At 59.8% G+C, this 25206-nt stretch carries 24 protein-coding genes; 4 read left to right on the top strand and 20 right to left on the bottom strand.

The genetic code is table 11. The features are described 5' to 3' along the window. The 13 genes from H4W29_RS14485 to H4W29_RS14425 all read right to left on the bottom strand — a co-directional run bounded on the left by H4W29_RS14485 (window position 1) and on the right by H4W29_RS14425 (window position 11334). Window positions 1-624, bottom strand: coding sequence for a Urease operon accessory protein (locus tag H4W29_RS14485; RefSeq protein ID WP_192729518.1), 624 nt, complete (start codon window positions 622-624; stop codon window positions 1-3). A gap of 16 nt (window positions 625-640) precedes the next feature. Beyond that, entirely contained in the window at window positions 641-1051 is a 411-nt protein-coding gene (locus tag H4W29_RS14480) for a lysozyme inhibitor LprI family protein (RefSeq protein WP_192729517.1), read from the bottom strand. A 26-nt stretch (window positions 1052-1077) separates the two neighbouring features. Then, the gene (locus tag H4W29_RS14475; protein ID WP_192729516.1) at window positions 1078-1383 is read right to left on the bottom strand and encodes an urease subunit beta; all 306 of its coding nucleotides are present in this window, start codon (window positions 1381-1383) and stop codon (window positions 1078-1080) included. A gap of 10 nt (window positions 1384-1393) precedes the next feature. Further along, the gene (locus H4W29_RS14470) at window positions 1394-1645 is read right to left on the bottom strand and encodes a DUF1272 domain-containing protein (protein WP_112544002.1); all 252 of its coding nucleotides are present in this window, start codon (window positions 1643-1645) and stop codon (window positions 1394-1396) included. A 10-nt stretch (window positions 1646-1655) separates the two neighbouring features. Then, a complete protein-coding gene (locus tag H4W29_RS14465; RefSeq protein ID WP_192729515.1) occupies window positions 1656-1958 on the bottom strand; it encodes an urease subunit gamma in 303 nt (100 codons plus the stop codon). A gap of 20 nt (window positions 1959-1978) precedes the next feature. Further along, window positions 1979-2803 (bottom strand): urease accessory protein UreD, encoded by an 825-nt coding sequence (locus H4W29_RS14460; RefSeq protein WP_192729514.1) that lies wholly within the window; start codon window positions 2801-2803, stop codon window positions 1979-1981. A 176-nt stretch (window positions 2804-2979) separates the two neighbouring features. Continuing rightward, complete coding sequence (gene urtE, locus H4W29_RS14455; protein ID WP_192729513.1) at window positions 2980-3675, bottom strand: urea ABC transporter ATP-binding subunit UrtE; 696 nt, start codon at window positions 3673-3675, stop codon at window positions 2980-2982. A gap of 18 nt (window positions 3676-3693) precedes the next feature. After that, window positions 3694-4212 (bottom strand): hypothetical protein, encoded by a 519-nt coding sequence (locus H4W29_RS14450; RefSeq protein ID WP_192729512.1) that lies wholly within the window; start codon window positions 4210-4212, stop codon window positions 3694-3696. A 75-nt stretch (window positions 4213-4287) separates the two neighbouring features. Beyond that, window positions 4288-5043, bottom strand: coding sequence for an urea ABC transporter ATP-binding protein UrtD (gene urtD / locus H4W29_RS14445; protein WP_192729511.1), 756 nt, complete (start codon window positions 5041-5043; stop codon window positions 4288-4290). 4 nt (window positions 5044-5047) lie between these two features. Continuing rightward, window positions 5048-6211 carry an urea ABC transporter permease subunit UrtC gene (urtC, locus tag H4W29_RS14440; RefSeq protein WP_192729510.1) on the bottom strand — a complete coding sequence of 388 codons (1164 nt, stop codon included), beginning with the start codon at window positions 6209-6211 and terminating at the stop codon, window positions 5048-5050. Further along, a complete protein-coding gene (gene urtB, locus H4W29_RS14435; protein ID WP_192729509.1) occupies window positions 6208-7842 on the bottom strand; it encodes an urea ABC transporter permease subunit UrtB in 1635 nt (544 codons plus the stop codon). The genes urtC and urtB overlap by 4 nt, the downstream gene beginning before the upstream one ends. A 111-nt stretch (window positions 7843-7953) precedes the next feature. Then, window positions 7954-9246, bottom strand: coding sequence for an urea ABC transporter substrate-binding protein (urtA, locus tag H4W29_RS14430; protein ID WP_192729508.1), 1293 nt, complete (start codon window positions 9244-9246; stop codon window positions 7954-7956). A gap of 183 nt (window positions 9247-9429) precedes the next feature. After that, window positions 9430-11334, bottom strand: a complete 1905-nt coding sequence (locus tag H4W29_RS14425) for an acid phosphatase (protein ID WP_192729507.1) — start codon at window positions 11332-11334, stop codon at window positions 9430-9432. Between the two features lie 177 nt (window positions 11335-11511). Between H4W29_RS14425 and H4W29_RS14420 the strand changes: the two genes are divergently transcribed. After that, window positions 11512-14895 carry a hybrid sensor histidine kinase/response regulator gene (locus tag H4W29_RS14420; RefSeq protein WP_192729506.1) on the top strand — a complete coding sequence of 1128 codons (3384 nt, stop codon included), beginning with the start codon at window positions 11512-11514 and terminating at the stop codon, window positions 14893-14895. Continuing rightward, a complete protein-coding gene (locus H4W29_RS14415) occupies window positions 14888-15799 on the top strand; it encodes a response regulator transcription factor (protein WP_192729505.1) in 912 nt (303 codons plus the stop codon). The genes H4W29_RS14420 and H4W29_RS14415 overlap by 8 nt, the downstream gene beginning before the upstream one ends. 15 nt (window positions 15800-15814) lie before the next feature. On the opposite strand, the gene H4W29_RS14410 is transcribed toward H4W29_RS14415, so the two are convergent. From H4W29_RS14410 to H4W29_RS14380, 7 genes are all read right to left on the bottom strand, one after another. Next, on the bottom strand, window positions 15815-16783 hold the full coding sequence (locus H4W29_RS14410) for a 2-hydroxyacid dehydrogenase (protein ID WP_192729504.1): 969 nt from the start codon (window positions 16781-16783) through the stop codon (window positions 15815-15817). A gap of 158 nt (window positions 16784-16941) precedes the next feature. Continuing rightward, the gene (locus H4W29_RS14405) at window positions 16942-18066 is read right to left on the bottom strand and encodes a branched-chain amino acid ABC transporter substrate-binding protein (protein ID WP_192729503.1); all 1125 of its coding nucleotides are present in this window, start codon (window positions 18064-18066) and stop codon (window positions 16942-16944) included. A 118-nt stretch (window positions 18067-18184) separates the two neighbouring features. Then, on the bottom strand, window positions 18185-18538 hold the full coding sequence (locus H4W29_RS14400; RefSeq protein WP_192729502.1) for a DUF6867 family protein: 354 nt from the start codon (window positions 18536-18538) through the stop codon (window positions 18185-18187). 25 nt (window positions 18539-18563) lie between these two features. After that, window positions 18564-19295, bottom strand: coding sequence for an ABC transporter ATP-binding protein (locus tag H4W29_RS14395; RefSeq protein ID WP_192729501.1), 732 nt, complete (start codon window positions 19293-19295; stop codon window positions 18564-18566). Further along, complete coding sequence (locus tag H4W29_RS14390; RefSeq protein WP_192729500.1) at window positions 19295-20161, bottom strand: ABC transporter ATP-binding protein; 867 nt, start codon at window positions 20159-20161, stop codon at window positions 19295-19297. The genes H4W29_RS14395 and H4W29_RS14390 overlap by 1 nt, the downstream gene beginning before the upstream one ends. Further along, window positions 20161-21591 (bottom strand): high-affinity branched-chain amino acid ABC transporter permease LivM, encoded by a 1431-nt coding sequence (livM, locus tag H4W29_RS14385; protein ID WP_192729499.1) that lies wholly within the window; start codon window positions 21589-21591, stop codon window positions 20161-20163. Before livM ends, H4W29_RS14390 begins: the two co-directional genes overlap by 1 nt. Before the next feature lie 3 nt (window positions 21592-21594). Further along, entirely contained in the window at window positions 21595-22497 is a 903-nt protein-coding gene (locus tag H4W29_RS14380; RefSeq protein WP_192729498.1) for a branched-chain amino acid ABC transporter permease, read from the bottom strand. Window positions 22498-23006: 509 nt separating this feature from the next. On the opposite strand from H4W29_RS14380, the gene cysQ reads away from it, so the two are divergent. Then, on the top strand, window positions 23007-23804 hold the full coding sequence (cysQ, locus tag H4W29_RS14375) for a 3'(2'),5'-bisphosphate nucleotidase CysQ (protein WP_192730740.1): 798 nt from the start codon (window positions 23007-23009) through the stop codon (window positions 23802-23804). Window positions 23805-24489: 685 nt separating this feature from the next. Continuing rightward, window positions 24490-25206 (top strand): sugar transferase, encoded by a 717-nt coding sequence (locus tag H4W29_RS14370; protein WP_376776583.1) that lies wholly within the window; start codon window positions 24490-24492, stop codon window positions 25204-25206.

Genomic DNA, 25206 nt, shown 5'->3' with positions numbered 1-25206 from the left:
TCAGGCTCCTTGGGAGAAAGAGACGAATGGTTTTCCGGCAAGCCGCCTGAGACGGCCGGCCGCAACATAGGAATCGACGAGCTGCTTTTCGGCGGCAAAGGGATGCCACTCCCAGCCCACATGGCCGAAGCCGGCAAGCGTTACGTCATCGTCGGGAAATCTGTCGAGCACTTCGCCAATCACGATCATGCCGCTGCTCGGCACGACGTAAGGCGCTGGCAAGAAGGCAGAAAGCGCCTGATCGACGGCGTCATGAATCTGTTTGTCGATGACCCGATGCACCTTGCCAGCTTGCATGCAGAAATCGCTAAATTGGTTGGTGTAATCGTCGCAGAAATCATCGAGCTCCGGATGCGAAGCCGCAAGAGGTGCCCGCATCGCCGCGAATTTTTCGGGATCGCGCACACTCCAGATTTCCGAGGCTTCGACAACACCGGGATGCACCCGCCAGCTTTCCGAACCGAGCATTGCCTTGGCAGGACGGCCGGTATTGCACACCGCAATCACATCGGTACGAGTACCGCCGGCGCCATAGGAGCGGCACTCGTTGAAGCGGATGATGAAGTCGGATGCGTCGATGATCTCGCCCCCCCCTTCTCCCACTTCGCCGTTGCCCACGATCATGATCGATCTGCCCACTTTAATTGCCCATTCCTTCGGCAAGCGCCTTGAGCTCTTTGGTTCTCAGATCGGTCAGGTCAGCAAGGCAGCCCGCAACCAACATCGGCTCCATCGTACCGCCGCGAGCCTGGAAGCCGGAATTTTCGCACTGCGCATCGCGATAGTTGATCCAGGCGCGCTGCGCCTTGAGGAGCGCTTGTTCCGCGCCTTTCATATCGCCATCGAGATCTTTGTCGATCGCCACCATGGCGGCACGCGTCTGCTTGTACTGGGCATTGAGCGCCTTGTCGGCTTCATCATAACGCGCCTGCGCGCAGCTGGTCATATCGGTCTGTGTCTGCGCATTCTCGCAATTCACGTCTTCAGCATAGGCGGCGCCGGCGGCAAACAGCATTACGACCGCACCGATGAATTCCATCTTCACGCGCATGTATTTCCTCCCGTCATTTTCTTTTATTAGAGCCGGCCCATGACGAGCTGGCGGAAGCCGTAGACTTCGCGCTTGCCCGAGAGCGGTATGAGCGTCACCGAACGGGTCTGGCCCGGCTCGAAACGCACGGCCGTGCCGGCGGGAATGTCGAGCCGCATGCCGCGAGCCTTGTCGCGATCGAAGGAAAGGCCGGCATTGGTCTCGGCAAAATGATAGTGGCTGCCGACCTGCACGGGACGGTCGCCGGTATTGGAAACCTCAAGCGTCACGATCGGTGCGCCGGCATTGAGCTCGATCTCGCCATCAGCGGCAATGATTTCGCCAGGGATCATCTGTCTCTCCTTAAGCCGCCTTGGGCGCGCAGCCCTCGGCCTTCAGAACACGCTTCGTGGAAGCCGGATTATTCAGGAGCTTCGCAGCAGGCCGGATCGGTCTGGCAACGAGGTTGCCACCGCAATTCGGGCACACGCCCTTGAGGACATTGTCAACGCAATCCGCACAGAACGTGCATTCGAACGTGCAGATCATCGCTTCCGCACTGTCGGGCGGCAGATCCTTGTCGCAGCATTCGCAATTGGGTCGAAGCTCCAGCATGGCTTACTCCTCAGCGGATAGGTTCGTGCACGGTCACCAGCTTTGTGCCGTCGGGGAAAGTCGCCTCGACCTGCACGTCATGGATCATCTCGGCAATGCCTTCCATCACCTGGTCGCGGCTGATCACATGGGCTCCGGCCTCCATCAGTTCGGCAACCGGACGGCCATCACGTGCGCCTTCGACAACGAAATCGGTGATGAGGGCGATGGCTTCCGGATGGTTCAGCTTGACGCCGCGTTCCAGCCGCTTGCGCGCCACCATGGCGGCCATGGAAATCAACAGCTTGTCTTTTTCTCTGGGAGTGAGGTTCATCGTCTACCCGCTTGTTGAACTTACAGATTCCAGACTTTCGGCACAGGCGCTCCATTGCGCAAGGCGGAAATGACCGGGATCAGGATTTTTCTCAGCGCAAAACCATCGACTGCCGCAAGGCGCACGACGATCTTGTCGCTCCAGGCACTCGCCCCGCCCATATGTCCGTCCAGCAGCGGCCGTACCTTGGCGAGATAGGGTTCGGACATCGGCCCTGCGTAAAGCACCGTCGCAAAGGCCACCTGCCCGCCGAGTACCGCCTGCTCTGCCGCAAGCAGCGCCACCGCATCGGAAAGCCGCAATTCCTCGGCATGAACAAGCTGGCCCGAGCGGCGGATGCGCCAGCGATCGCGAAACAGCCCCGTCTCCATCGTCTCACCCATTGCCGTGCGCCCGAGCAGGATGGCTTCGACGGCAAGGAACTCGGCGCTGTCGTCGAGATCGACATCCAGCCGGCGAAACAGCGAGGCGCGATCGAAGAGGATCGTCTCCTGGGGTAGCCAGTCGACGCGGGCGCCCGGCCCGACCTCGATCTGCGTCGTTACCTCCGCCGTGCCGGCCGATGCCTTGTAAATCTTCTCGCAGGCCTGCGTGGTCACATCGATGCGCGTGCCAGCACCAGCCGAGACGCTCCAGTTCATCCGGTCGCCGCCGGTCAGTCCGCCGGCCGTGTTGATGATGACGGCCTCCATCGAGGCATCGAACGTATCCGGAAGGCGGATCTTTGCTGCACCTTCCTGATAAAGCTCCTGAATCCGCGTACGTCCGCCCTGCACCTTGGCAGCAAGATGCCCGCGTCCTTCCGCTCTCTGCGGTCTCGTGGTGCCTGCCGCCACGCCTGTCATGCCACCCCCGTGCAGATGCCGTCCTGTCTGGCATTTTGCGTTGAATGTGTCTCGTGACTGCTGGTAAGCAAGTCCCGTGCCGCTTTCCGAAAGCCCGCGCCCCCACGGGAGATTTGGATAGCGCGGAGTGCATTTGCCGCATTTTGCGGCAGATGCCAGCACGCTGCCCAGAGAGATCATACGGTCAGATGGCGACGTGCTTCCGGCGTATCCAGCGTCTCGGCAAGGCCCTCATGCACGATCTCGCCGCGGTCCATGATATAGACATAATCAGCAAGCTCCCGGCAGAAATCGAGATATTGCTCGACAAGCAGGATCGCCATGCCGGTGGAGTCACGCAGGTAGCGGATCGCCCGACCGATATCCTTGATGATCGATGGCTGGATGCCCTCGGTCGGCTCGTCGAGCACGAGAATCTTCGGCCGCGTGACCATGGCACGTCCAATCGCCAGTTGCTGCTGTTGCCCGCCTGAGAGATCGCCGCCGCGACGTGACAACATCGACTTCAGCACCGGGAAGAGACTGAAGATATCGTCGGGGATGTTGCGGTCGCGGCGGCCAAGCGGAGCAAAGCCGGTTTCGAGGTTTTCCTTCACCGTCAGTAGCGGGAAGATTTCGCGCCCCTGCGGCACATAGCCGATGCCCTGCTTGGCACGGGCAAAGGGCGGCAGGCCATCCAGCTTCGCATCGTTGAAGGTGATAGTTCCCGCCGATATCGGGTGCTGGCCGGTGACGGCGCGCAAGAGCGAGCTCTTGCCGACACCGTTACGCCCGAGCACGCAGGTGATCTTGCCCATCTCGGCCTTGATCGAGATGCCGCGCAACGCCTGGGCTGCGCCATAATGAAGATTTGCGTTTTCGACTGTCAGCATCCGTTCACCCATTCCCCATCAGTTCATCAGCGTACGCCTCAGCACTTGCAAGGCGTTTTCCTGTTCTTTCGTTTTCTCGCCACCCACTGCGGCCACGTCCTCGGCAATGCCGATCAACTGCTGGCGCTCCTGCATGTCGAGCGCCTGCAGCCACAGATCGCGGAAGCGGCGGATCGGGTCTTCCGGGCTGATGGTGTTCTTGGACGCCCATTCACCGAAAACCAGCACCTCTTCCATATCACCCGGCCGGATAATGCCTTTCATGCTGTCGCGGACGACATTCCGCGCCGCCTCGAAATACATCGGCTTTTCCTTGGCGAGGCAGAAGAAGAAGGCCACGGCCGCAATCGCCGGATCCGCGATTGAAGCGAGCGGTGCTGCCGCCGCCTGCTTGCGGAACTTGCCGCGCTTATATGCACCCCGCATGCGCTCGACGGAATCGATGATCTCGCTTCCTGCCTCATGCATCATTTTCAAACGCCAATACCAGACGGCCGCGCCGCCGATCGCCATGACCAGAATTCCGAGAAAAGCCATTATGAAACCCCACCGTAAAAACCGCTCGTTTTAGAGCGCCTTCTCCTGTCAGGTTCAAGCCTAGAAGTTGCATTTTTAGCGACCCAGATAGTTCTCGATCACCTTCGGATCGTTGCTGACGAAGTCGATCGAGCCTTCGGCCAGCACCGAGCCTTCCGCGAGGCAGGTCACCTTCACGCCGAGATCACGGATAAAGCCCATATCGTGCTCCACGACGACGACGGACCGCGTCTTCGCGATATCCTTGAGCAGGATCGCCGTTTCTGCCGTCTCGGCATCCGTCATGCCGGCCACAGGCTCGTCGACGAGCAGAAGCTTCGGCTCCTGCGCCAGCAGCATGCCGATCTCCAGCCACTGCTTCTGACCATGCGACAGGTTGGCCGCAAGCTCATCGCGGCGATGCGTCAGGCGCACCGTTTCCAGGATTTCATCGATACGATCCTTGTCTTCACCGGAAAGACGATAGAAGAGCGTCGAAAACACCGTGCGCCGGCGGTTGAGCGCCAGTTCCAGATTGTCCCAGACCGTATGGCTTTCGAAGACCGTCGGCTTCTGGAATTTCCGGCCGATGCCGAGCTGGGCGATATCGGCTTCGTCCTTCTTGGTCAGGTCCACAATGCCGTTAAAGAAGACTTCGCCTTCATCAGGCCGCGTCTTGCCGGTGATGATATCCATCATCGTCGTCTTGCCGGCGCCATTCGGGCCGATGATCGCCCGGAGTTCGCCGGGTTCGATAACGATGGAGAGCGAATTCAGCGCCTTGAAGCCATCGAAAGAGACCGAGACACCGCTGAGATAAAGCACGCTGTTGGGTTTGACGTCGGGGATCATAAGTCTACTCCGCAGCCTGGATTTTCGCTTCGACGCTCTCTTCGGCAACCGCCGGCGGCACACCGTTCGAGACTGGCCTCCGCTTACCGAAATGCTGGGCGATCGTGCCGACGATACCCTTGGGCAGAAGCAACGTGACGAGCACGAAGAGGCCACCGAGCGCAAACAGCCAGTAATCGGGGAAGAGGCCGGTAAAGATCGTCTTTCCGCCGTTGACGAGGATGGCGCCGATGATCGGTCCGATCAACGTCGCGCGCCCGCCGACAGCCGTCCAGATGACGACTTCGATGGAATTGGCCGGAGCGAATTCGCCGGGATTGATAATGCCGACTTGCGGCACATAGAGCGCGCCGGCAATGCCCGCCATCATCGCCGAGACGACGAAGGTGAAGAGCTTGAAATGCTCGACACGATAGCCGAGGAAGCGCGTGCGGCTTTCCGCATCCCGCACGCCGACCAGCACCTTGCCGAATTTCGACCGCACGATCGCCGAAGCGATCATCAGCGACAGTGCCAGGAAGATCGCGGTCGCTGCAAAGAGCGTCGCACGCGTGCCATCCGCCTGCACGTTGAAGCCAAGGATATCCTTGAAATCGGTCATGCCGTTATTGCCGCCGAAGCCCATATCGTTGCGGAAGAAGGCAAGCAGCAGCGCATAGGTCATGGCCTGGGTGATGATCGACAGGTAAACGCCGTTGACCCGTGAGCGGAAGGCGAACCAGCCGAAAACGAAGGCAAGCAGGCCGGGCACGACGAGCACCATCAGTGCTGCAAACCAGAACTGGTCGAAACCGTACCAGAACCAGGGCAACTCCTTCCAGTTCAGGAAGACCATGAAGTCGGGCAGGATGGGATCGCCGTAGACGCCGCGCGAGCCGATCTGGCGCATCAGATACATGCCCATCGCATAACCGCCGAGCGCGAAGAAGGCGCCGTGGCCGAGCGAGAGAATGCCGCAGAAGCCCCAGACGAGATCGAGCGCCAGCGCCAGCAGCGCATAGGTCAGGTACTTGCCGAACAGTGCCATGATATAGGTCGGCACATGCAACGGATTGTCCGCCGACGTCGCCAGATTGAGCACCGGCACCAGAACCGCGACCACCAGCAGGATGGCGATGGCAATGGAGATCCGGCGATCGAGAGACCGGAGAAGGAAGGCCGTAATCATGCTTCCACCGCCCTTCCTTTGAGTGCGAAGAGCCCGCGTGGCCGCTTCTGGATGAAGAGAATGATGAGGACGAGCACCAGGATCTTGCCGAGCACGGCTCCGGCAAAGGGCTCGAGGAACTTGTTGACCACACCAAGCGACAATGCGCCAACCAGCGTGCCCCAGAGATTGCCGACGCCGCCGAAGACCACGACCATGAAACTGTCGATGATGTAGCTCTGGCCTAGGTTCGGCGAGACGTTATCGATCTGCGAGAGCGCCACGCCCGCCATGCCGGCGATGCCGGAACCAAGCGCGAAGGTGAAGGCATCGACCCAGCCGGTGCGGATACCCATGGATGAGGCCATGCGGCGGTTCTGGGTGACGGCACGCATCTGCAGGCCGAAGGCGGAGCGCTTGAGGAGCATCAGCAGCGCCACGAAGACCGCCGTCGAGAAGACGATGATCCAGAGACGGTTCCAGGTGATCGACAATCCGCCGAGTTCGAAAGCGCCCGACATCCAGCTCGGATTGCGGACCTCACGATTGGTCGGACCGAAGACGGTGCGTACTGCCTGCTGCAGGATCAGCGACACGCCCCAGGTAGCCAGCAGCGTTTCCAACGGCCGGCCGTAGAGATAGCGGATCACGACACGTTCGATGATGAGGCCGACGAAACCGGTGAAGATGAAGGCGGCAGGCACGGCGAAGGCCAGCGAATAATCGGCCATGCCGGGAAAATTCGCAGTGATATATTCCTGCACGACATAGGTCGTGTAGGCGCCGATCATCACCATCTCGCCATGTGCCATGTTGATGACGCCCATGACGCCGAAGGTGATGGCAAGGCCGATCGCCGCAAGCAGCAGCACCGAGCCGAGCGACAGGCCGTACCAGACGTTCTGGACGATGTTCCAGAGGGCGAGGCTGCGGTTGATGGTGGATATATGCGCCTGAATGGCAGGCTTGAGATCATCGGGAGCCGTCGCCAGCGCCGTAGTCAGGATGGTCAGCGCATCACGGCCGCCGCGGGCGGCAACCGTATCGATCGCCTGCCGTTTTTCGTCGGCGCTCATATCGCTCTTCAACACCATCACGGCGCGGGCCGCTTCCATGGTGCCCTTGATCTCGGCATCCTTTTCATCGACCAGTGCGGAATTCAGCAAATCGAGATTGGCCGGATCAGCATCCTTCAAAAGCCCCTGGGCAGCCGCAAGGCGGGCGCCGCGATCAGGGCTCAGCAGCGTCATCTGGCTCGTCATCGTGCCGATGAGCGTACGCAGCGAATTGTTGATCTTCACCTTCGACATCGTATCAGGATCGATGTCGGCAACGGCTTCGCCGGTGAGCGGATCGGAATAGGTCGGCTCGTCATCCGTGCCGCCCTGGACGAGCACAGGACCGCCCTCATCCGAATTCACGTAGAGCAGGCCGTCGCTCAGTTGCTGCAATATCTGGCCGACATGCGCATCCTTGGAAGCGACGAGCGCCTTGATGGCCGCTTCACGCTCCGGAAAACCGCCGACGCCGAGCGCATCGACGAGAGCGTGAACGTCGTCCTGAGCCCTCAGGGCAGTCGTCAGCCCCGTGAGCGCCAAGCCTGAAGAGGCAAGGCAAATGGTCAAAAGAAAGATCTTGATGGCGCGATACATCGGCTTTCCCGCCTAATCGTTGGCCTGTTTGGCAATACCGCTGGGGACGAAGCTTCCGCCCGGATCTGAAATCCGGACGGAAGTCTTGTGGCTCATGTCGGACGGGCTAACTCAGGAACCCTTGCCGCCGCACTTGCCCGTGGCAACGTTGAAGTTGCCGCAGTTCATCGGCTTGCGCCAATCGGAGATCAGGTCCTTGGAGTCCGGCAGGAAGTCGGACCATTCGTCGCCGACGACCGCAGGAGTCTGCTGGACGATTTCGAACTGGCCGTCGGCCTGGATTTCACCGATCAGCACCGGCTTGGTGATGTGGTGGTTCGGCATGACGGTCGCGGTGCCGCCCGAGAGGTTCGGAACGGAGACGCCGATGATGTGGTCGAGAACCGCATCCGTATCGGTCGTGCCGGCGGCCTGGACGGCCTTAACCCAGGCGTTGAAGCCGATATAGGCGGCTTCCATCGGGTCATTGGTTACGCGCTTGTCGTTCTTGGTATAGGCGTGCCATTCCTTGATGAACTTCTTGTTGATCGGCGTCTCGACCGATTCGAAGTAGTTCCAGGCGGCGAGATGGCCGACGAGCGGCTTGGTGTCGAGACCGGCAAGTTCTTCTTCACCAACCGAGAAGGCGACGACCGGGATATCGGTTGCCTTGATGCCCTGGTTGCCGAGTTCCTTGTAGAATGGAACGTTGGCGTCACCGTTGATGGTGGAGACGACCGCAGTCTTCTTGCCGGCCGAGCCGAATTCCTTGATCTTGGAGACTTCCGTCTGCCAGTCGGAGAAACCGAATGGCGTGTAGTTGATCAGGATGTCTTCCTTCGGAATACCCTTGGATTCGAGATAGGCTTCCAGGATCTTATTGGTCGTGCGCGGATAGACGTAGTCGGTGCCTTCGAGCACGAAGCGCTTCACGCCTTCGGTGTTCATTAGGTAGTCGACGGCCGGGATCGCCTGCTGGTTCGGAGCAGCACCCGTGTAGAAGATGTTGCGCGAGGATTCTTCACCTTCGTACTGGACCGGGTAGAAGAGCAGCGAGTTCAGCTCTTCGAATACAGGCAGGACCGACTTGCGCGAAGAGGAGGTCCAGCAACCGAAGACGGCCGCAACCTTGTCCTTTTCGATCAGTTCGCGGGCCTTTTCGGCAAAGAGCGGCCAGTCGGAGGCCGGATCGACGACGACGGCCTCGAGCTTCTTGCCGAGAAGGCCGCCCTTCTTGTTCTGCTCGTCGATGAGCATCAGCATGGCGTCCTTCAGCGTGGTTTCGGAAATCGCCATCGTGCCGGAAAGCGAGTGCAGAACGCCGACCTTGATCGTGTCGTCGGCAGCAACCGCACCGTGGAAGGCGGCCGATGCGGCCATGACCGCGCCGAGTGCAGCGCCTGTAATAGTGGATTTGAGATTCATCTGGTTGAACTCCCCTCTTCTTGTTCCGCAACAGGCCGGAAACGGAAATTAACTGTTGCCGAGGGGACTATCGGGTGCTGCAACGCAAAAACACATACGCAAAATGACGTAGGCGGCGGGGCAAACGGGCAGGCAAAGACAGAACAGGGCATCCCATGGAGAGGATGCCCTGTCAGCTCGATATTATCCGCCGATCGTCAAGGTGACCGATGTCGGGCCGTAGGAAAGGGTCGCCTTGTGGCCGGAGATGGTGAACTTGTCGAAGATGCCGGTAATGGCTCCCGCCTTCAGGATCTCGATCTGCGTTCCGGGCGCCGGGGCGTAGCCAGGGGTAAGTGTGACGTCGAGGTCGCCGGAGAGCGCCGCCTTGCCCGCGATGACCAGCGTGCCCGCGCCGTCAGCGCCGAGCGTCGGCTTCGCCGCGGTATTGGCGAGCTGCTGGTAGTCACCGCCTACAGTCAGGGGTCCATCAGCCGCCAGGACGAGGGAACCGCCGTTCACCGACAGTCCGCCGGTGCCGAAGGCCGAGGGCGAGCCCGCCACCAGCACGCCTTCTTCCAGCACCGTGCCGCCGGCATAGCTGTTGGCGCCCGAAAGTCCGAGAATGCCGCTGCCGCGCTTCACCAGTTTGCCCTTGCCGCCGATATCGTTACGCCAGGTATCGATCGCATTGAAGCCGCCCTTTGCGGCATCCATCGTCACGGTCACGCCCTGATCGAAGGCGCCATAACCGTCTGCCGCGGCAAACAGATTGAGGCGGCCGTAGCCTTCAGCATCATCGAGCAGCGGGTAGCCCGAGGCGATCTCCGTCGTGCCAAGCACGTCGCGGCGCTGCTCGCCGTCGAGATAAGGCAGACGCGTTTCGAGAAGCGCTTCCGCGCCCTGCGGCACGCGGGCCGGCTGGTCGGTCCCATGGATGATGGGCAGGCCGTAGCTCAGCCGCTGCTGCACGTAGACGCGGTTGGCATCATGATCGGCGAAACGGTCTGCCGCCAGTGGGGCTGCATGGGCGGCGACTTCGAGCGCACCCGCATCCGCAACACCCGACTTGGTGATCAGCCATGATTGCGCTTGGGCGTAAGCATCGCTCTTCAGAGCAGCATTGTCGGCCTTGTTCAGGTTATAAACGACCGTGGCGGTGCCGAGTATGCGGCCACCCATCACGTCGAGGGGAGAATGCATGCCGGCAAGGATGCGGTCTTCGCCCAACTCGCTGGCACGCGTGATCATTTCCTGAAAGCGCTGCGGCACGAGATAGGCCATGGCGAGTGCATCACGCCAGGCTTCAGCCGTATGCCCGCTCGGGAAGCCGCCATCCTCGACCGGCTTGCTGCTCTTGGCGGGCTCCAGCGTCGGAACCACCGACACATTCGGGCTCCAGCGGTAGGGACGGCCATATTTGAAATAGCGCTTGGCGGGCTCGGTCGAACCGTCACCGCTCGCGGCATTGATGAAATCGATGGCAAGGCCCATGTCCGGATTGGCATCGGTCTTGTTTTCCGCGTCCGGCTTGCTGCCGGCGCCGCGATTGTTGCCCTTGTCGTCATATTTGACGGTCGTCGCATCGGCCGCGACTTCGGTGATCGTCGTGGTCTGCCTGGAACCCGCCTTCCAGGCATCCGTCAGCGGACCGAGGCCATCGACGATACTGGCATTCTTACCCCGCCGATCGTCGAGATAAGCGGCAACCGCCTGATCGGTCGTCCGTGCTCGCGTCGCCTTGACGACATAGGCGATGTTCGCGTCATGGACGAGTTTGTTGATGACCTGGCCGTCGGTCTTGCTGAAGGGAATGCCGTCCCAATCCGTCTTGGCAACCGCAGGGCAATTGTCCTTGGCCGGGGCCTCTACGCCAGCATCGACGTATGGCGTGCGCGGCGTCCAGACTTCGAGGAAGCCGGAAAGAAGATGGACGGCGGCGTTGGTGTCCACCGTCGAGAAGCAGGCGTCGCCGCGCTTGTTGGTGTTTCCGGCCTCCACATAAGGCGCTTTCGCCGCCGTGGCCTGCTCGGCGCAGGCAGGCGATGGCACGATCGAAAGAAGGCAGGCGAGCGCGGTGCTCAGACGGCAAAGGCTTGGAACAGACATGGTGATACCCGAAATGATTGAACGGACGGCGGGAGAGTTAGAGCCCTTATGTGACAGACCGGTTTCAAAAATATTGCCGTTCTGTGAATCTGCCGGCGTTCCGCCTCTTGCCTTTCCCGCCCATCCCGCCAAAAGTGGCTCGAGACGATAAGCTGACCGGAACGCCGGAAAGAGGGCATGACAGCGCGCCAACGCATCATTCCGGTGAGACGCGAATATAATCGCTGGGTCGCCAACCAGACGCTCGAAGATTACGCGCTGCGTTTCACCGCAAAGAGCGCCCGCCGCTTCTCCTCCCAGCGCATCTCGCAGACGGCGATCGGCGCCATCTCCTTCCTAGCGCTGGAAGCGATCGGCGGCGCGATTACGCTCTCCTATGGCACGACCAACGCCTTCTTCGCCATCATTGTCGCCTCCATCGCCATGCTCGCGATCGGCCTGCCGATCAGCCGATATGCCATTCGCCACGGCGTCGATATCGACCTGCTGACGCGCGGCGCGAGCTTCGGCTATATCGGCTCGACCATTACTTCGCTCATCTATGCGAGCTTCACCTTCATGCTGTTCGCGATCGAAGCCTCGATCATGTCGGGCGCGCTGGAGCTGACGCTCGGCATACCCCTATGGATCGGTTACATCATCAGCGCCGTCATGGTGATCCCGCTCGTCACCCACGGCGTGCGGCTGATCAGCAAGTTCCAGCTGATGACCCAACCTTTCTGGATCATCCTGAACATCCTGCCCTTCATCTTCATCGCCCTGATGGACTGGCAGAAATTCGACGTTTGGCGCGCCTTTGCCGGTATCCGCCACGCCTCCGGCCCGCCCGGCACCATCGCCGATTTCAACCTTGTCGAATTCGGCGCGGCTTCCGCCGTCATCCTCGCGCTCATGTCGCAGATCGGCGAACAGGCCGACTTCCTGCGCTTCCTGCCGCCGGACCCGCAGCGCAAGTGGCGTCATCGCCTCGCCGTCTTCCTCGCCGGTCCCGGCTGGGTCATCATCGGCGCGCCGAAACTGCTGGCCGGTTCATTTCTCGTTGTGCTGACATTCACCTCAGGCGTACCGGTCGATCGCGCTGCCGACCCCGCGCAGATGTACCTGACCGCCTTCGGCTACATGATCCCCTGGCACAATGCTGCCCTGCTGCTGATGGCCGCCTTCGTGGTCGTCTCGCAGCTGAAGATCAACGTCATGAACGCCTATGCCGGCTCGCTCGCCTGGTCGAATTTCTTCTCGCGGCTGACGCACAGCCATCCCGGTCGCGTCATCTGGCTGGTCTTCAATGTCGCGATTGCGCTGCTCTTGATGGAACTCGGCATCTATCGGCTGCTCGAGGAAACGCTCGGCATCTTCTCGATTATCGCCATGGCCTGGCTCTGCACGATCTCGGCCGATCTCTTCATCAACAAGCCGCTCGGCCTCGCCCCTCCCGGCATCGAATTCAAGCGCGCCCATCTTTACGACATCAACCCGGTCGGCCTCGGCGCCATGACACTGTCGGCCGGCCTCGCGCTCATCGCCCATTTCGGCACCTTCGGCTCGATCGCAGCTTCGCTTGCCCCTTACATCACACTGGTGATCGCGCTGATCGCCTCACCCACCCTCGCCTGGGCGACCAAAGGCAAGTTCTATCTCGCCCGCAAGCCGCGCCATGCCTGGAAGAACCTGACCACTATCACCTGCTCCGTCTGCGAACATCCCTTCGAGCCTGAAGATATGGCCTGGTGCCCGGCCTATGCCGCGCCGATCTGCTCGCTCTGCTGCTCGCTCGACAGCCGCTGCCACGACATGTGCAAGCCCAATGCCCGCTTCAATGCGCAGGTCGGCGCCGTCGCAAAGACCCTGCTGCCGGAAACCATCGTCCAGAAGCTGACCACCCGCCTGGGCCGCTACGGTATTGCCGTGGCGCTAGCGCTGACGGCCGTCGGTGCAATCCTTGCCATGATCGCCCATCAGGTGAGCTCCGCCTCGCCTGAGACCGCCGAAGTCGTCAACCGCACGATCCTGATCGTCTTTTTCGTCTTCTCCGTCATCGCCGGCATTGCCTGCTGGTTCTATGTGCTCGCCCATGACAGCCGCGTCGTCGCCGAGGAAGAATCCTCCCGTCAGAACACGCTGCTCCTCAAAGAAATCGCCGCGCACAAGAAGACCGATGCCGCGCTGCAGACCGCCAAAGAAACCGCCGAAGCCGCCAACCGCGCCAAGAGCCGCTATGTCGTGGGCTTGAGCCACGAATTGCGCACGCCGCTGAATGCCGTTCTTGGCTACGCGCAGATCCTCGAGCGCGACGAGACGATTCCCCCGCCGCGCCAGTCCTCGATCAAGGTCATCCGCCGCAGCGCCGAACATCTCTCCGGCCTGATCGATGGCCTTCTGGATATTTCGAAGATCGAGGCCGGCCGCCTGCAGGTCTATTCGAACGAGATCAATATCCAGGACTTCCTCGACCAGATCGTCGATATGTTCCGTCCGCAGGCACAGGCAAAGGGCCTGTCCTTCATCCATGAGCGTTCGCAGGCACTTCCGCAATTCGTGCGCACGGACGAGAAGCGGCTGCGCCAGATTCTCGTCAACCTGCTCTCCAATGCCATCAAGTTCACCGACGAAGGCAGCGTCACCTTCGATGTCGGCTATCGCAGCCAGGTCGCAACCTTCACCGTTTCCGATACCGGCCGCGGCATCGCCGAAAAGGATCTGACGCGCATTTACGAACCCTTCCAGCGCGGTGAGGCAGAAAGCGTGCGGCCCATGCCCGGCCTCGGTCTTGGCCTGACCATTACCCGCCTTCTGACCAACACGCTCGGCGGCGAAATCGCGGTCAACAGCGAAAAGAACAAAGGCTCGACCTTCCGTGTCCGCCTCATGCTGTCGGCCGTGATGCGCCCTGCCGCTCCGCCGCAGGAAAAGAAGATCGTCAGTTATGACGGCCCACGCCGCACGATCGTCGTCGTTGATGACAACGAGGATCATCGCGAGATGATGCGCGAGATCCTGGTCCCACTCGATTTCATCGTGCTGACGGCAGCAAGCGGCTTGGACTGCCTGACACTCGTCGAAGGCATCGAGCCGGATCTCTTCCTCGTCGATATCTCCATGCCCGGCATGAACGGCTGGCAGCTCGTTTCCCGGCTGCGTGAAGCGGGACGCACAGCGCCGATCCTGATGCTGTCGGCCAATATCGGCGATGCCGCCGCTCACAGCGACAGCGACGACAGCCACAATGACGCGATCGGCAAGCCGGTCGACATCAAGCAGCTGCGCGACAAACTCGCCCTGCATCTCGGTCTGAAATGGCTTTATGCCGACGAACAGACACCGGCGCCGACAACAGCCAGCCTGCCACTCAGGAGCCCTGGAGCTGCACATGTGCAGGAACTGCTTCGCCTCGGCGAAATCGGCTACATCAGAGGCATAGAAGCCAAACTCGCAGATCTTGCCAAGGTAGAGGCAAATCAGCCATTCACGGAGGAACTCCGCTCCTATGTCGGCGCCTTCGATCTCGCCGGCTTCCTGGATTTCCTGCACAAGTTCGAAGAAAAGGGTGAAACCGTTGGCTGAGCTTCCCCGCGATATCGTTCTGCTGGTCGACGATTCGCCAGAGGCGCTCGGCTTCCTGACGGATGCGCTGGAACAGTCTGGCTTTTCCGTCCTGATCGCCACATCGGGGTCGGCGGCTCTCAGTATCGTCGAGCGCATCACGCCCGATCTCATCCTGCTTGATGCCGTCATGCCGGTGATGGATGGTTTCGAAACATGCCGCCGGCTGAAGGCCAATGCCGCCGTCGCCCAGGTGCCTGTCATCTTCATGACCGGACTTACCGAAACGGAGCATGTGGTGCATGCGCTCGAATCCGGCGGCGTCGATTATCTATCGAAACCGATCAATATCGACGAGCTGCGTGCCCGCATCCGCGTTCACCTGCGCAACGCCCGCTCGGCGCAAAGCGCCCGCGTCGCCCTCGATGCCGCCGGCCGCCATTTGCTGGCTGTGAAAGGCGATGGCGCGATCCATTGGTCGACGCCGCAGGCAACCCGCCTCGTCAACGCTGCGATGGGGAGCGACGACGGTATGGAGGTCGTCTCCCGCACGATCGGCAACTGGATGAAGGAACGCGTAGCTGCGGCCCGCGACGCCCTCATCTCAATCGCTCACGCCGGGCAGGCCGCCCTGCAACTCGCCTTCCTTGGCGCCATCGGTCCGGACGAATATCTCTTTCGCCTGACTGCCGCCAACCAGCGCAACGATGACGCAGTCCTGCGTCAGCACTTTGCACTGACACAGCGCGAATCCGAAGTGCTGATGTGGATCGCCAAGGGCAAGGCCAACCGCGATATCGGCGAAATCCTCGGCCTCTCTGCCCGCACGGTGAACAAGCACTTGGAACAGATCTATGTGAAGCTCGGTGTCGAGAACAGGGCATCGGCCGCCGTGAAGGCGGCGCATGTGCTGCATGAAATGTAAGGGGTAATAGCGCCCTCAGACGACCCGATCGGGCAGGTCCCGCCCCTCGAAGAACGCCGTGACATTCTCCACCACTTTCATCCCCATCGCCGTGCGCGTCTCCTCGGTCGCGCTTCCAAGATGCGGCAGCAGCACGACATTCTCCATCCGGCGCAGCGCTTCCGGCACATGCGGTTCGGCTTCGTAGACATCGAGCCCCGCGCCACGGATTGTGCCATCCGCGAGCGCCGTGATCAGCGCCATCTCATCGACGACATCGCCACGCGCCGTATTGATCAAGAAAGCGCCTGGCTTCATCGCTGCAAATCGCTCTGCATTCATCAGATGCCAGTTCTCCGCTCCTCCGGGGCAATGGAGGGAGACGAAATCGGAAGCCGCGAGCACCTCCTCCACCGAACCAAGCTGGCGCGCGCCGTAACGTGCCGCCTCCCCCGGATCGACCTGGGAGCGGTTGTAGAACACGATGTCCATGCCGAAACCAAAATGGCAGCGCTGCGCAAAAGCCTTGCCGATTCGTCCGAAGCCGATAATGCCCACAGTCTTGCCGGTCACCTTCGTGCCGATCATATGCGTCGGGCACCAGCCCTTCCATTCGCCGGTACGCAACTGCCGTTCGCCCTCCCCGCCGCGGCGCGCGACGGAAAGCAGAAGCAACATGGCGATATCGGCGGTGCAATCGGTCAGGACGCCAGGCGTATTCGTCACTACGATGCCCTTCGCCCTGGCGGTGGCGATATCGATATGATTGAAACCCACCCCGAAATTGCCGAGGATCTTCGTACGGACATCGCCGGCAAACACCGCTGCCGGCAGCTTGTCGGAAACGGTCGGCAGCACCGCGTCATAATCCGCCAGCGCCTGACGCAGTTCGCTTTCAGCAAGCGGTACATCATCTCTGTTGAGTGTCAGGTCGAAGCGCTCGGCGAACACGGCCTCCACCGCGGCAGGCCAGCGCCGGGTGACGAAAATGCGGGGTTTTGGCATGAATCTGGATCCTCCATCCTTTCCTCTGGCTTAGGCCATGAAAGCCAGGAATGGAATGGCTTTCGAAGCCGTAAAGTCTGCGATCTTGAACTGCGCGGGCAAAACGAAAGAAGCCCGGTCGATGACCGGGCTTCCGTAGAGGCATCACTGCCAGAGGCTTACTTTTCAGCCTTCTGGAAGTAGCTGTACTTGCCGTCCTCGCCCTTCTTCCATTCGTACATGACGTAGCCCGGAAGCTTCGGGTCGCCCTTTTCGTCGAAGGAGATTTCGCCGAGAACGGTCGGGAACGGACCCTTTTCCTTCATGGCGGCGGCAACGGCTTCAGCGTCCGTAGAACCGGCAGCCTTGGCAGCAGCAGCGATCGTCTGCAGCGCAGCGTAGGAGTAGAGGGTGTAAGCTTCCGGGTTGAAGCCGGCAGCCTTGAACTTCGCAACGAGGTCCTTGTTGGCCGGGTTGACAGTCGGATCCGGGCCGAAGGTGTTCAGCGTCCCGGCAACGGCGTCACCAGCGATGGAAGCAAGTTCGTTCGAGACGATACCGTCACCCGAAACGAGCGCTGCCTTCAGGCCCTGGTCGGCCGACTGGCGGATGATGAGACCGGCTTCGGTGTGCAGACCACCCCAATAGATGATCGAAACGCCGGCTTCCTTCATCTTTGCGATGAGGGCCGAGAAGTCCTTGTCGCCGACGTTGACGCCTTCGTACATGGCTTCGGTGACGCCAGCGGCATTCAGAGCCTTCTTGGTTTCGTCAGCGAGACCCTGGCCATAAGGAGTCTTGTCGTGAATGACGGCAATCTTGGCGTCCTTGAAATGGTCGGCCAGATACTTGCCGGCAATGGCGCCCTGCTGGTCGTCACGGCCGCAGGTGCGGAAGGTGTTCCACAGGCCACGCTCGGTGAAAACCGGGTTCGTAGCAGCGGGGGTGATTTCGAGGATGCCGTTTTCGGCATAAACTTCGGAAGCCGGAATGGAAACGCCCGAGTTGAAGTGGCCGATAACGAACTTCACGCCGTCAGCAACGAACTTGTTCGCGACGGAGATGCCCTGCTTCGGGTCGGAAACGTCGTCGCCGAGCTCGATCTTGATCTGCTCGCCGTTGATGCCGCCTGCAGCATTGATGTCAGCGGCTGCCTGCTCGGCACCCTTCTGCAGCTGGGCGCCGAATGCAGCGTTTGGACCCGTCAGCGGGCCGCCAACGCCGATCACGATGTCAGCTCGTGCGACGCCACCGAACGCGACGATCGCCGTCAGTGCCACCGCTGACAAGAGAGACTTCTTCATATTGTTACTCCCAATTTTTGGGCGGGTTCTTCCAAGGCCCGACGCAAACCCCACCTTTGACTGCGCCGGGAAAGCTGTTCCGCTCTGAAGGCAATTCATGCCTAGTTTCAACGGGCTGTCAATGTTTCTCCTTCCACGAAAACGCGGAAGTTTTTTCGTACAGCCAGTAATAGTTGTTCACCATTTGGTTGGTGCGGCGATACTGGAACCCGGCTGTCGAGAAGATCAGCAGAGTTACGAAATCGATGATGTAGAAGAGGGCGCTGAGCATCGGGCCGTTAAACAGCGCATGATGCAGGAACTGCATCGCCCATACGAGCAGGAAGGTATAGACGATGACCAGCGAATAGTTGTTCCAGCCGTCCGCAACCGCCCTGCCGGCGCGCCACGCCGTCCAGAAACCGATGAGCACAACGAACGCGCGGATGACGAGCTTCACCCCGTTGTCGCTTTCGAAGAAAAGTCCCTGCATAATCAAACTCTCCCTTCTATCGCGATCAATGCCGCCCGCCTTCGAGATAGGCAGCGCGGACCTCTGGATTCGCGAGCAGCTCCTTGCCGCTGCCGCTCATCGTCACCTTGCCGTTGACCAGCACATAGGCACGGTGCGACAGCTTGAGCGCTGCGAATGCGTTCTGCTCCACGAGGAAGACGGTCAGCCCCTCCTTCTCGTTCAGCACCTTGATGGCTTCGAAGATGCCTTTGACGATCAGCGGCGCGAGGCCGAGCGAGGGTTCGTCGAGCAACAGAAGCTTCGGGCGTGCCATCAGCGCACGGCCGATCGAAAGCATCTGCTGTTCGCCGCCCGAAAGCGTACCACCACGCTGCGACTGGCGCTCCTTCAGGCGCGGGAACATCGTAAAGATCTTCTCGACGTCATCATTGAAATATTTGAGGTTGTCGAGACCCGCGCCCATCTGGAGATTTTCCAGAACGGTCATGCGTGGGAAGATGCGCCGCCCCTCGGGCGACTGCGCGATACGCAGCCGTGCGATCTCATGCGTCGGCAGCTTGGTGATGTCCTGGCCGTCGAAGATGATCGAGCCGGTGCGGGCCTGCGGGCTGCCGCAGATCGTCATCATCAGCGTCGACTTGCCGGCGCCGTTCGCGCCGATCAGGCTGACGATCTCGCCCTTCTTCACCTCGACGTCGATGCCTGCGAGCGCGCGGATATTGCCGTAATAGGTCTCGACGCCCTGAACCTTGAGAAGCTGTTCTCCGGCCGCCATCAGATTGCGCCCCCTTCTACGGTCGCAATGACCTCTTCGACTTCTTCATCCTCGACACCGAGATAGGCCGCAATAACCCTCGGATCGTTCTTCACATGGTCAGGATTGCCGTCGGAAATCTTCTGGCCATATTCCAGGACGATGACGTGGTCGGAAATTTCCATGACGACAGACATGTCGTGCTCGATAAGCAAGATAGAGGTCCCGGTTTCAGCGCGAATGCCTTTCAGCAAGGCATTGAGCGCCGCCGATTCACGCGGATTGAGACCGGCAGCCGGCTCGTCGAGGCAAAGCAGCTCCGGGCCGGTGCACATGGCGCGGGCGATTTCCAGGCGGCGCTGGGCGCCGTAAGGCAAATCGCCGGCCGGGTCGTCGGCGCGGTCGATAAGATCGGCCTTCTCCAGCCAAAAGCGCGCAAGCTCGATGGCGCCAGCCGCTTCCTTCTTATAGGGACCGATGCCGAGCAGACCGAGCACCGTGAAGCCCGAAGCCTTCATCAGCTTGTTGTGCTGAGCGACCAGCAGGTTTTCCAGAACAGTGAGGCCCGAGAATAGACGGATGTTCTGGAAGGTACGGGCAACCTTGGCTTCCTTGGTGATGCGGAAGTCCGGCAGACGCTCGAGCAGGTACTGTTTGCCGCCCCTCTGTGTCAGCGTAATCATACCCATCGTCGGCTTGTAGAAGCCGGTGATGCAGTTGAAGACCGTCGTTTTACCCGCACCGTTCGGGCCGATCAGCGCGGTGATATCGCCACGCTTGGCCTCGAAGGATAAGTCGTTGATGGCCATCAGGCCGCCGAACTTCATCGACAGGTGCTCGACCTTGAGCAAAGTGTCATTCGACATCGTGTTCTCGACAGGGCTCATCAACCATGGCCCTCCTTGGTAAAGCTTCCGGATACCGCTTTGCGCTCCTTGAGGAAGGCCGTTGGTTCACGCGAACCGACGAAACCGCGCGGCTTGAACAGCATGACGATGACCATGGCAAGGCCGAAGAGCAGCATGCGGTAGAGTTCCGGCGTGAAGTCCGGTCCGAAACCCGGGATGATCGTCGTATTGCCCCACGTGAGACCGGTCTTGAGGAAGTCCATTTCGCGCAGCACTTCCGTACCACCGACCATGACGACGGCTGCAATCGCAATACCCGTCAGCGAACCCATGCCACCGAGAACGACGATAGCGAGGATGACGGCCGATTCCAGGAACACGAAGGATTCCGGCGAGACGAAGCCCTGGCGGGCCGCGAAGAAGGAGCCGGCGAAACCGCCGAACATCGCGCCGGTAGCGAAAGCCGTCAGCTTCGTCGTCACCGTGTTGATGCCGAGCGAGCGGCAGGCAATTTCATCCTCGCGCAATGCTTCCCACGCACGGCCGATCGGCATGCGGCGCAGCCGGATCGTCACATAGGCCGTCAGCATGCAGAGCGCCAGAATGACGTAGAACAGGAAGATCTTGTAGTAGGCAGATGATGACGGCAGGCCGAAAACCTTGGCGAAATTGTTCGCCTTGCCGACATCGAAGCTCAAGATGCCGAAGACCGAAGCCTTGGCGATGCCGGAGATACCGAAGGTGCCCTTGGTCACTTCCGTCCAGTTGATGATGACCAGGCGGATGATTTCACCGAAGGCAAGCGTGACGATCGCCAGATAGTCACCGCGCAGGCGCAGCACCGGAAAGCCGAGGATGACGCCCCAAAGAGCGGCAAAGATGCCAGCGAGCGGCAGCAGCACCCAGAAGGACAGACCGAAATGGGCTGAAAGCAGCGCATAGGAATAGGCGCCGACCGCGTAGAAGGCGACGTAACCGAGGTCGAGCAGACCGGCGAGGCCGACGACGATGTTCAGACCCCAGGCGAGCATCACATAGATCAGGATCTGGATGCCGAAATTGTCCACCCACTTCAACGCGCCCTGCGGGCCGAGGAAATAGGCAGTGGCAAGCGGATAGACCAGAAGGAATACGAGCGCGATCTTCAGGAAATGTGTCCGGAAGAAGCCCTTATCCGTTGAAATATCCAGTTCGCCATGACGCGCCTTCGAAAGCTTGCGCTGATCAAGATGCGGCCTGACGAAAACGACCATGATAAAACGGCCGATGGCGGCGACCAGCACGAAAATGGCCAGCAACCCCCAGCGCTGAACGACGATCAACTCGTTGTTGATGTTCTGCTGCGTGCCGAGACCGACATAGAGAACGAACAGGCCAAGTGCGATGAGGCCGGAGAAGAAGGCTTCCCTAAGCCCCTTCTGGACAAGCCCGGCGTCGGACTTGCCAGCGGAAGTGTCGATGTTTGCCATGACTTATACCTTCTCGACTTCCGGCCGTCCGAGGATGCCCGTCGGCTTGAAGATCAGCACGAATGCAAGAATGGCAAAGGTAGCGACATCCTTGTACGCGATGGTGAAATAGGCCGACCACAGGGATTCGATAAGGCCAATCATCAGCCCGCCGAGAACAGCGCCCGGCAGTGAGCCGATGCCGCCGAGAACGGCTGCAGTGAAGGCCTTGACGCCCGGGATGAAGCCATCGTTGAACGACGCGACACCATAATACATCAGGTACATCGTACCGGCGACGGCAGCGAGTGCCGCACCCATGATGAAGGTGATGGAAATCGTCTGGTCGACATTGACGCCGAGCAGAGCAGCCATCTTGCGGTCCTGCTCCGTTGCGCGCTGGGCGCGTCCGAGCGCCGTACGGTTGACGAGGTACCAGAAGGCAGCGAGCAGGACGACGGTCACGACAATGATGATGATCTGCTTCAGCGAGATCGAGAGACCGCCGATATTATAAACCGTGCCGACGAGTGGCGGGATCGGCTTGTTACGCGGACCCTGCGTGACCTGGATGAAGTTCGACAGCGTGATCGACATGCCGATCGCGGTAATCAATGGCGCCAGGCGGAATGAACCGCGCAGCGGGCGATAGGCGACGCGCTCGATCGTCCAATTCCACAAACTCGTCATCAGCATCGCGACCACAAGCATCACCAGCAGCAGTACGGCTACCGGAAGACCTGCAAAGATGGATGTGAGAACGAGAAAGACGATAAGAGCAGCGAAACCACCAAGCATGAAAATGTCGCCATGGGCGAAGTTGATCATGCCGATAATGCCGTAAACCATCGTATAGCCAATAGCCACAAGGCCATAGATGGATCCGAGAGTCAGCCCGTTGAAGAGCTGCTGGACGAAATACTCCATATGTCATTTCCCCTGGATGCGAACCAAATTTAAGTTGCATCTCTTATTGGTTTTATCGCTCGTGCTTTCACATGAGCCACTAGCTCGCATTGCATAGCGGTTTCGTTGGAAATGTGAAGACAAAAAGGATTTACTGCGTCAGAATCTTGGGCAAACAGGCCTAAATGGCGCAATTCAAACCAAAATCCACACAAAAGCGGCATCGTTTGGCAAATTTTTAGCCAGATCCGGCTTCGTCAATTAATCTTTAGGCACCGAACGAAACCGAAAAATGCTCGCCCCCTGCGCAAACTGTTCCCACAAGTAAGAAAGTTGACGAAATTTCAAACTCGAAGATGCCATCAATTGCAAATGGCATTTCATGGGCAACTGCTTCTGACGCGCTTTGTGCAAACCCCACGAGCCTATGCTAATGTTGCGGCATTCCAGCGAAGGGGTGCGGCAGCACCTCCTATGCACTATATATAGCGCGATGGTTTCAAGATGATTTGCAGATGAACGGCAGGAAGATGCTGAAGACATTTGAACGGGCGGCACTCGAAGCCGGCAAAGCCATTATAGAAGTCTTCTGCGATGGCTGCCCGGTGGAAATGAAAGCTGATGAAAGCCCGGTGACGATCGCCGACCAGGAGGCCGAGCGCATCATACTGGCGCATCTGAAACGCGACTTCCCTGAGATCCCCATTATCGCCGAAGAATCGGTAGCCGTTGGCAGGGTGCCTGATATCACCGGAAAGTCCTTCTTCCTGGTCGATCCTCTGGATGGCACCCGCGAATTCCTGGACAAGCGCCAGGAGTTCACCGTCAATATCGCCTATGTGGAAAATGGCATTCCCGTTGCCGGTATCGTCTATGCCCCAGCGCTCGGCATCGCTTTTTCCGGCGAACGCGGAAGCGCGGAGAAACTGCTGATCGACGAGAACTTTGCGATAACGGAGAGAATGCCGATCAAAGTGCGCAAACAGCCGCTAGAAAGTACGGCACTCGCGAGTTTTCGGCATGATAGTCCCGAGACTGGCCTCTTCCTCGCCAGGCATGCGATCTCCAAATGTACCAACATCGGCTCGTCCCTGAAATTCTGTCTGTTGGCAGAAGGCAAGGCCGACGTCTACCCACGCTTCACCCGCACCATGGAGTGGGATACCGCGGCCGGCGATGCGGTGTTGCGCGCAGCCGGCGGGCTGACTGTCACCATGGACGGCCAGCCTCTCGTCTACGGCAAAACCGGGGCGGCTGCTGATTTCGACTTCGCAAATCCCCATTTCGTCTCCTGGGGCGGCACGAAGCCTGCGCTTGAGCGGGCGTAGCGACCGCTAAAAGTCGGTGCCTTTTCAGCTTTGTCGCAGCAATATTGTAGCAGGGCTGCTCGACACCATTGCTTGGATGCCTCCGGCCGGAAAAATCACCCGGCAAGCTCCATCTTCAGTCTTCAAATCTGATTCGGTCCGCGCCCTTCCTTCTTCCGGTCGCGCGCTCTTCCGCCGCAATATTGCCACAATCGTCGCCGCCGTCATCATGTGACTTTGGTAACATGAGCGCGAGGAGATACGCAATTATGGTATCTCATCCATAGTTTCGGAATACAAATTCCGACAGCTTCCGCTCATCCCACTCCGGCGCAATAGACAATAAATTCGATCCTGGCGGGATCGGGATCCCACGGCTCCTGCCGGGAATGGAACGTTTTGGCACGGCGTTAGCCATACCCATCACAGCCGTCGTCTGCCGTCTCGAATCTGGCCAAACACATAAGATTCCTAATAAAAACCCCGGTTGAAAAATAAAACTCCTGATTTTGCATAAACTTAACGCAACTGCGAAGTTTGCTGCGATGCGAAATTTCTCTGGACTCGGTTAAACAAATGTCGCAAATTTAGGATGTAGTAGGGTTAAACGTCGCCTAACATTCTGGCGCCTTAATGTGGCGCTAACCAAGCCAGCGAATGACACAGCCGAAAGCTTCAAAATACAAAGGGTAGATCCTTGAGCGTCATGGACCTTAACAAGAGTATTTCTGAAGAGAGCTTTCGCGTTACGCCTGTTCGTCAGGTAAACGCGAGGTTCCCAGTTACCGCTCTCGACAGCATCGTTCCGCCGCCTGCCTCAGTGCAGTTCGTGCTAAAGCGAGCCTTCGATATTTTTGCCTCGATCAGCGCACTCATCGTGCTTGCTCCGCTTCTTCTGGTCGTCGCAGCCCTGATCAAGATGGACAGCCCCGGTCCAGTGCTCTTCAAGCAGACCCGCTGGGGCAAGAACTGCCGCGCCATCAAGGTCTACAAGTTCCGTTCCATGCGTACGGATATGCAAGACGTCACCGGCGTTGCACAGACGGTCAAGAATGACCCCCGCGTGACCCGCGTCGGCGCTTTCCTGCGTCGCTCGAACATCGATGAGTTGCCTCAGCTTCTCAACGTGCTCAAGGGTGACATGTCGGTTGTCGGACCGCGCTGCCATGCAATCGGCATGCGTGCGGGCGGCATGCTCTATGAAGAGCTGGTTCCGCAATATCACCACCGCCACGCCATGCGTCCGGGCATCACAGGCCTAGCCCAGATGCGCGGCCTGCGTGGCCCGACCGACCGCCCCGCCAAGGCGCGCGCCCGCATCGCCAGCGATCTCCATTATGTCGAGAACTTCTCGGTATTGATGGACATCCGCATCATCGTCGGAACGTTGATTTCCGAGCTGAACGGTGGCAAAGGCTTCTGA

Origin of the sequence: Rhizobium viscosum (genome assembly GCF_014873945.1) — a bacterium.
GTDB lineage: Bacteria > Pseudomonadota > Alphaproteobacteria > Rhizobiales > Rhizobiaceae > Rhizobium > Rhizobium viscosum.
The sequence above is the reverse complement of the archived record's forward strand: the minus strand, read 5'-3'. Positions and strand labels throughout refer to the sequence as shown.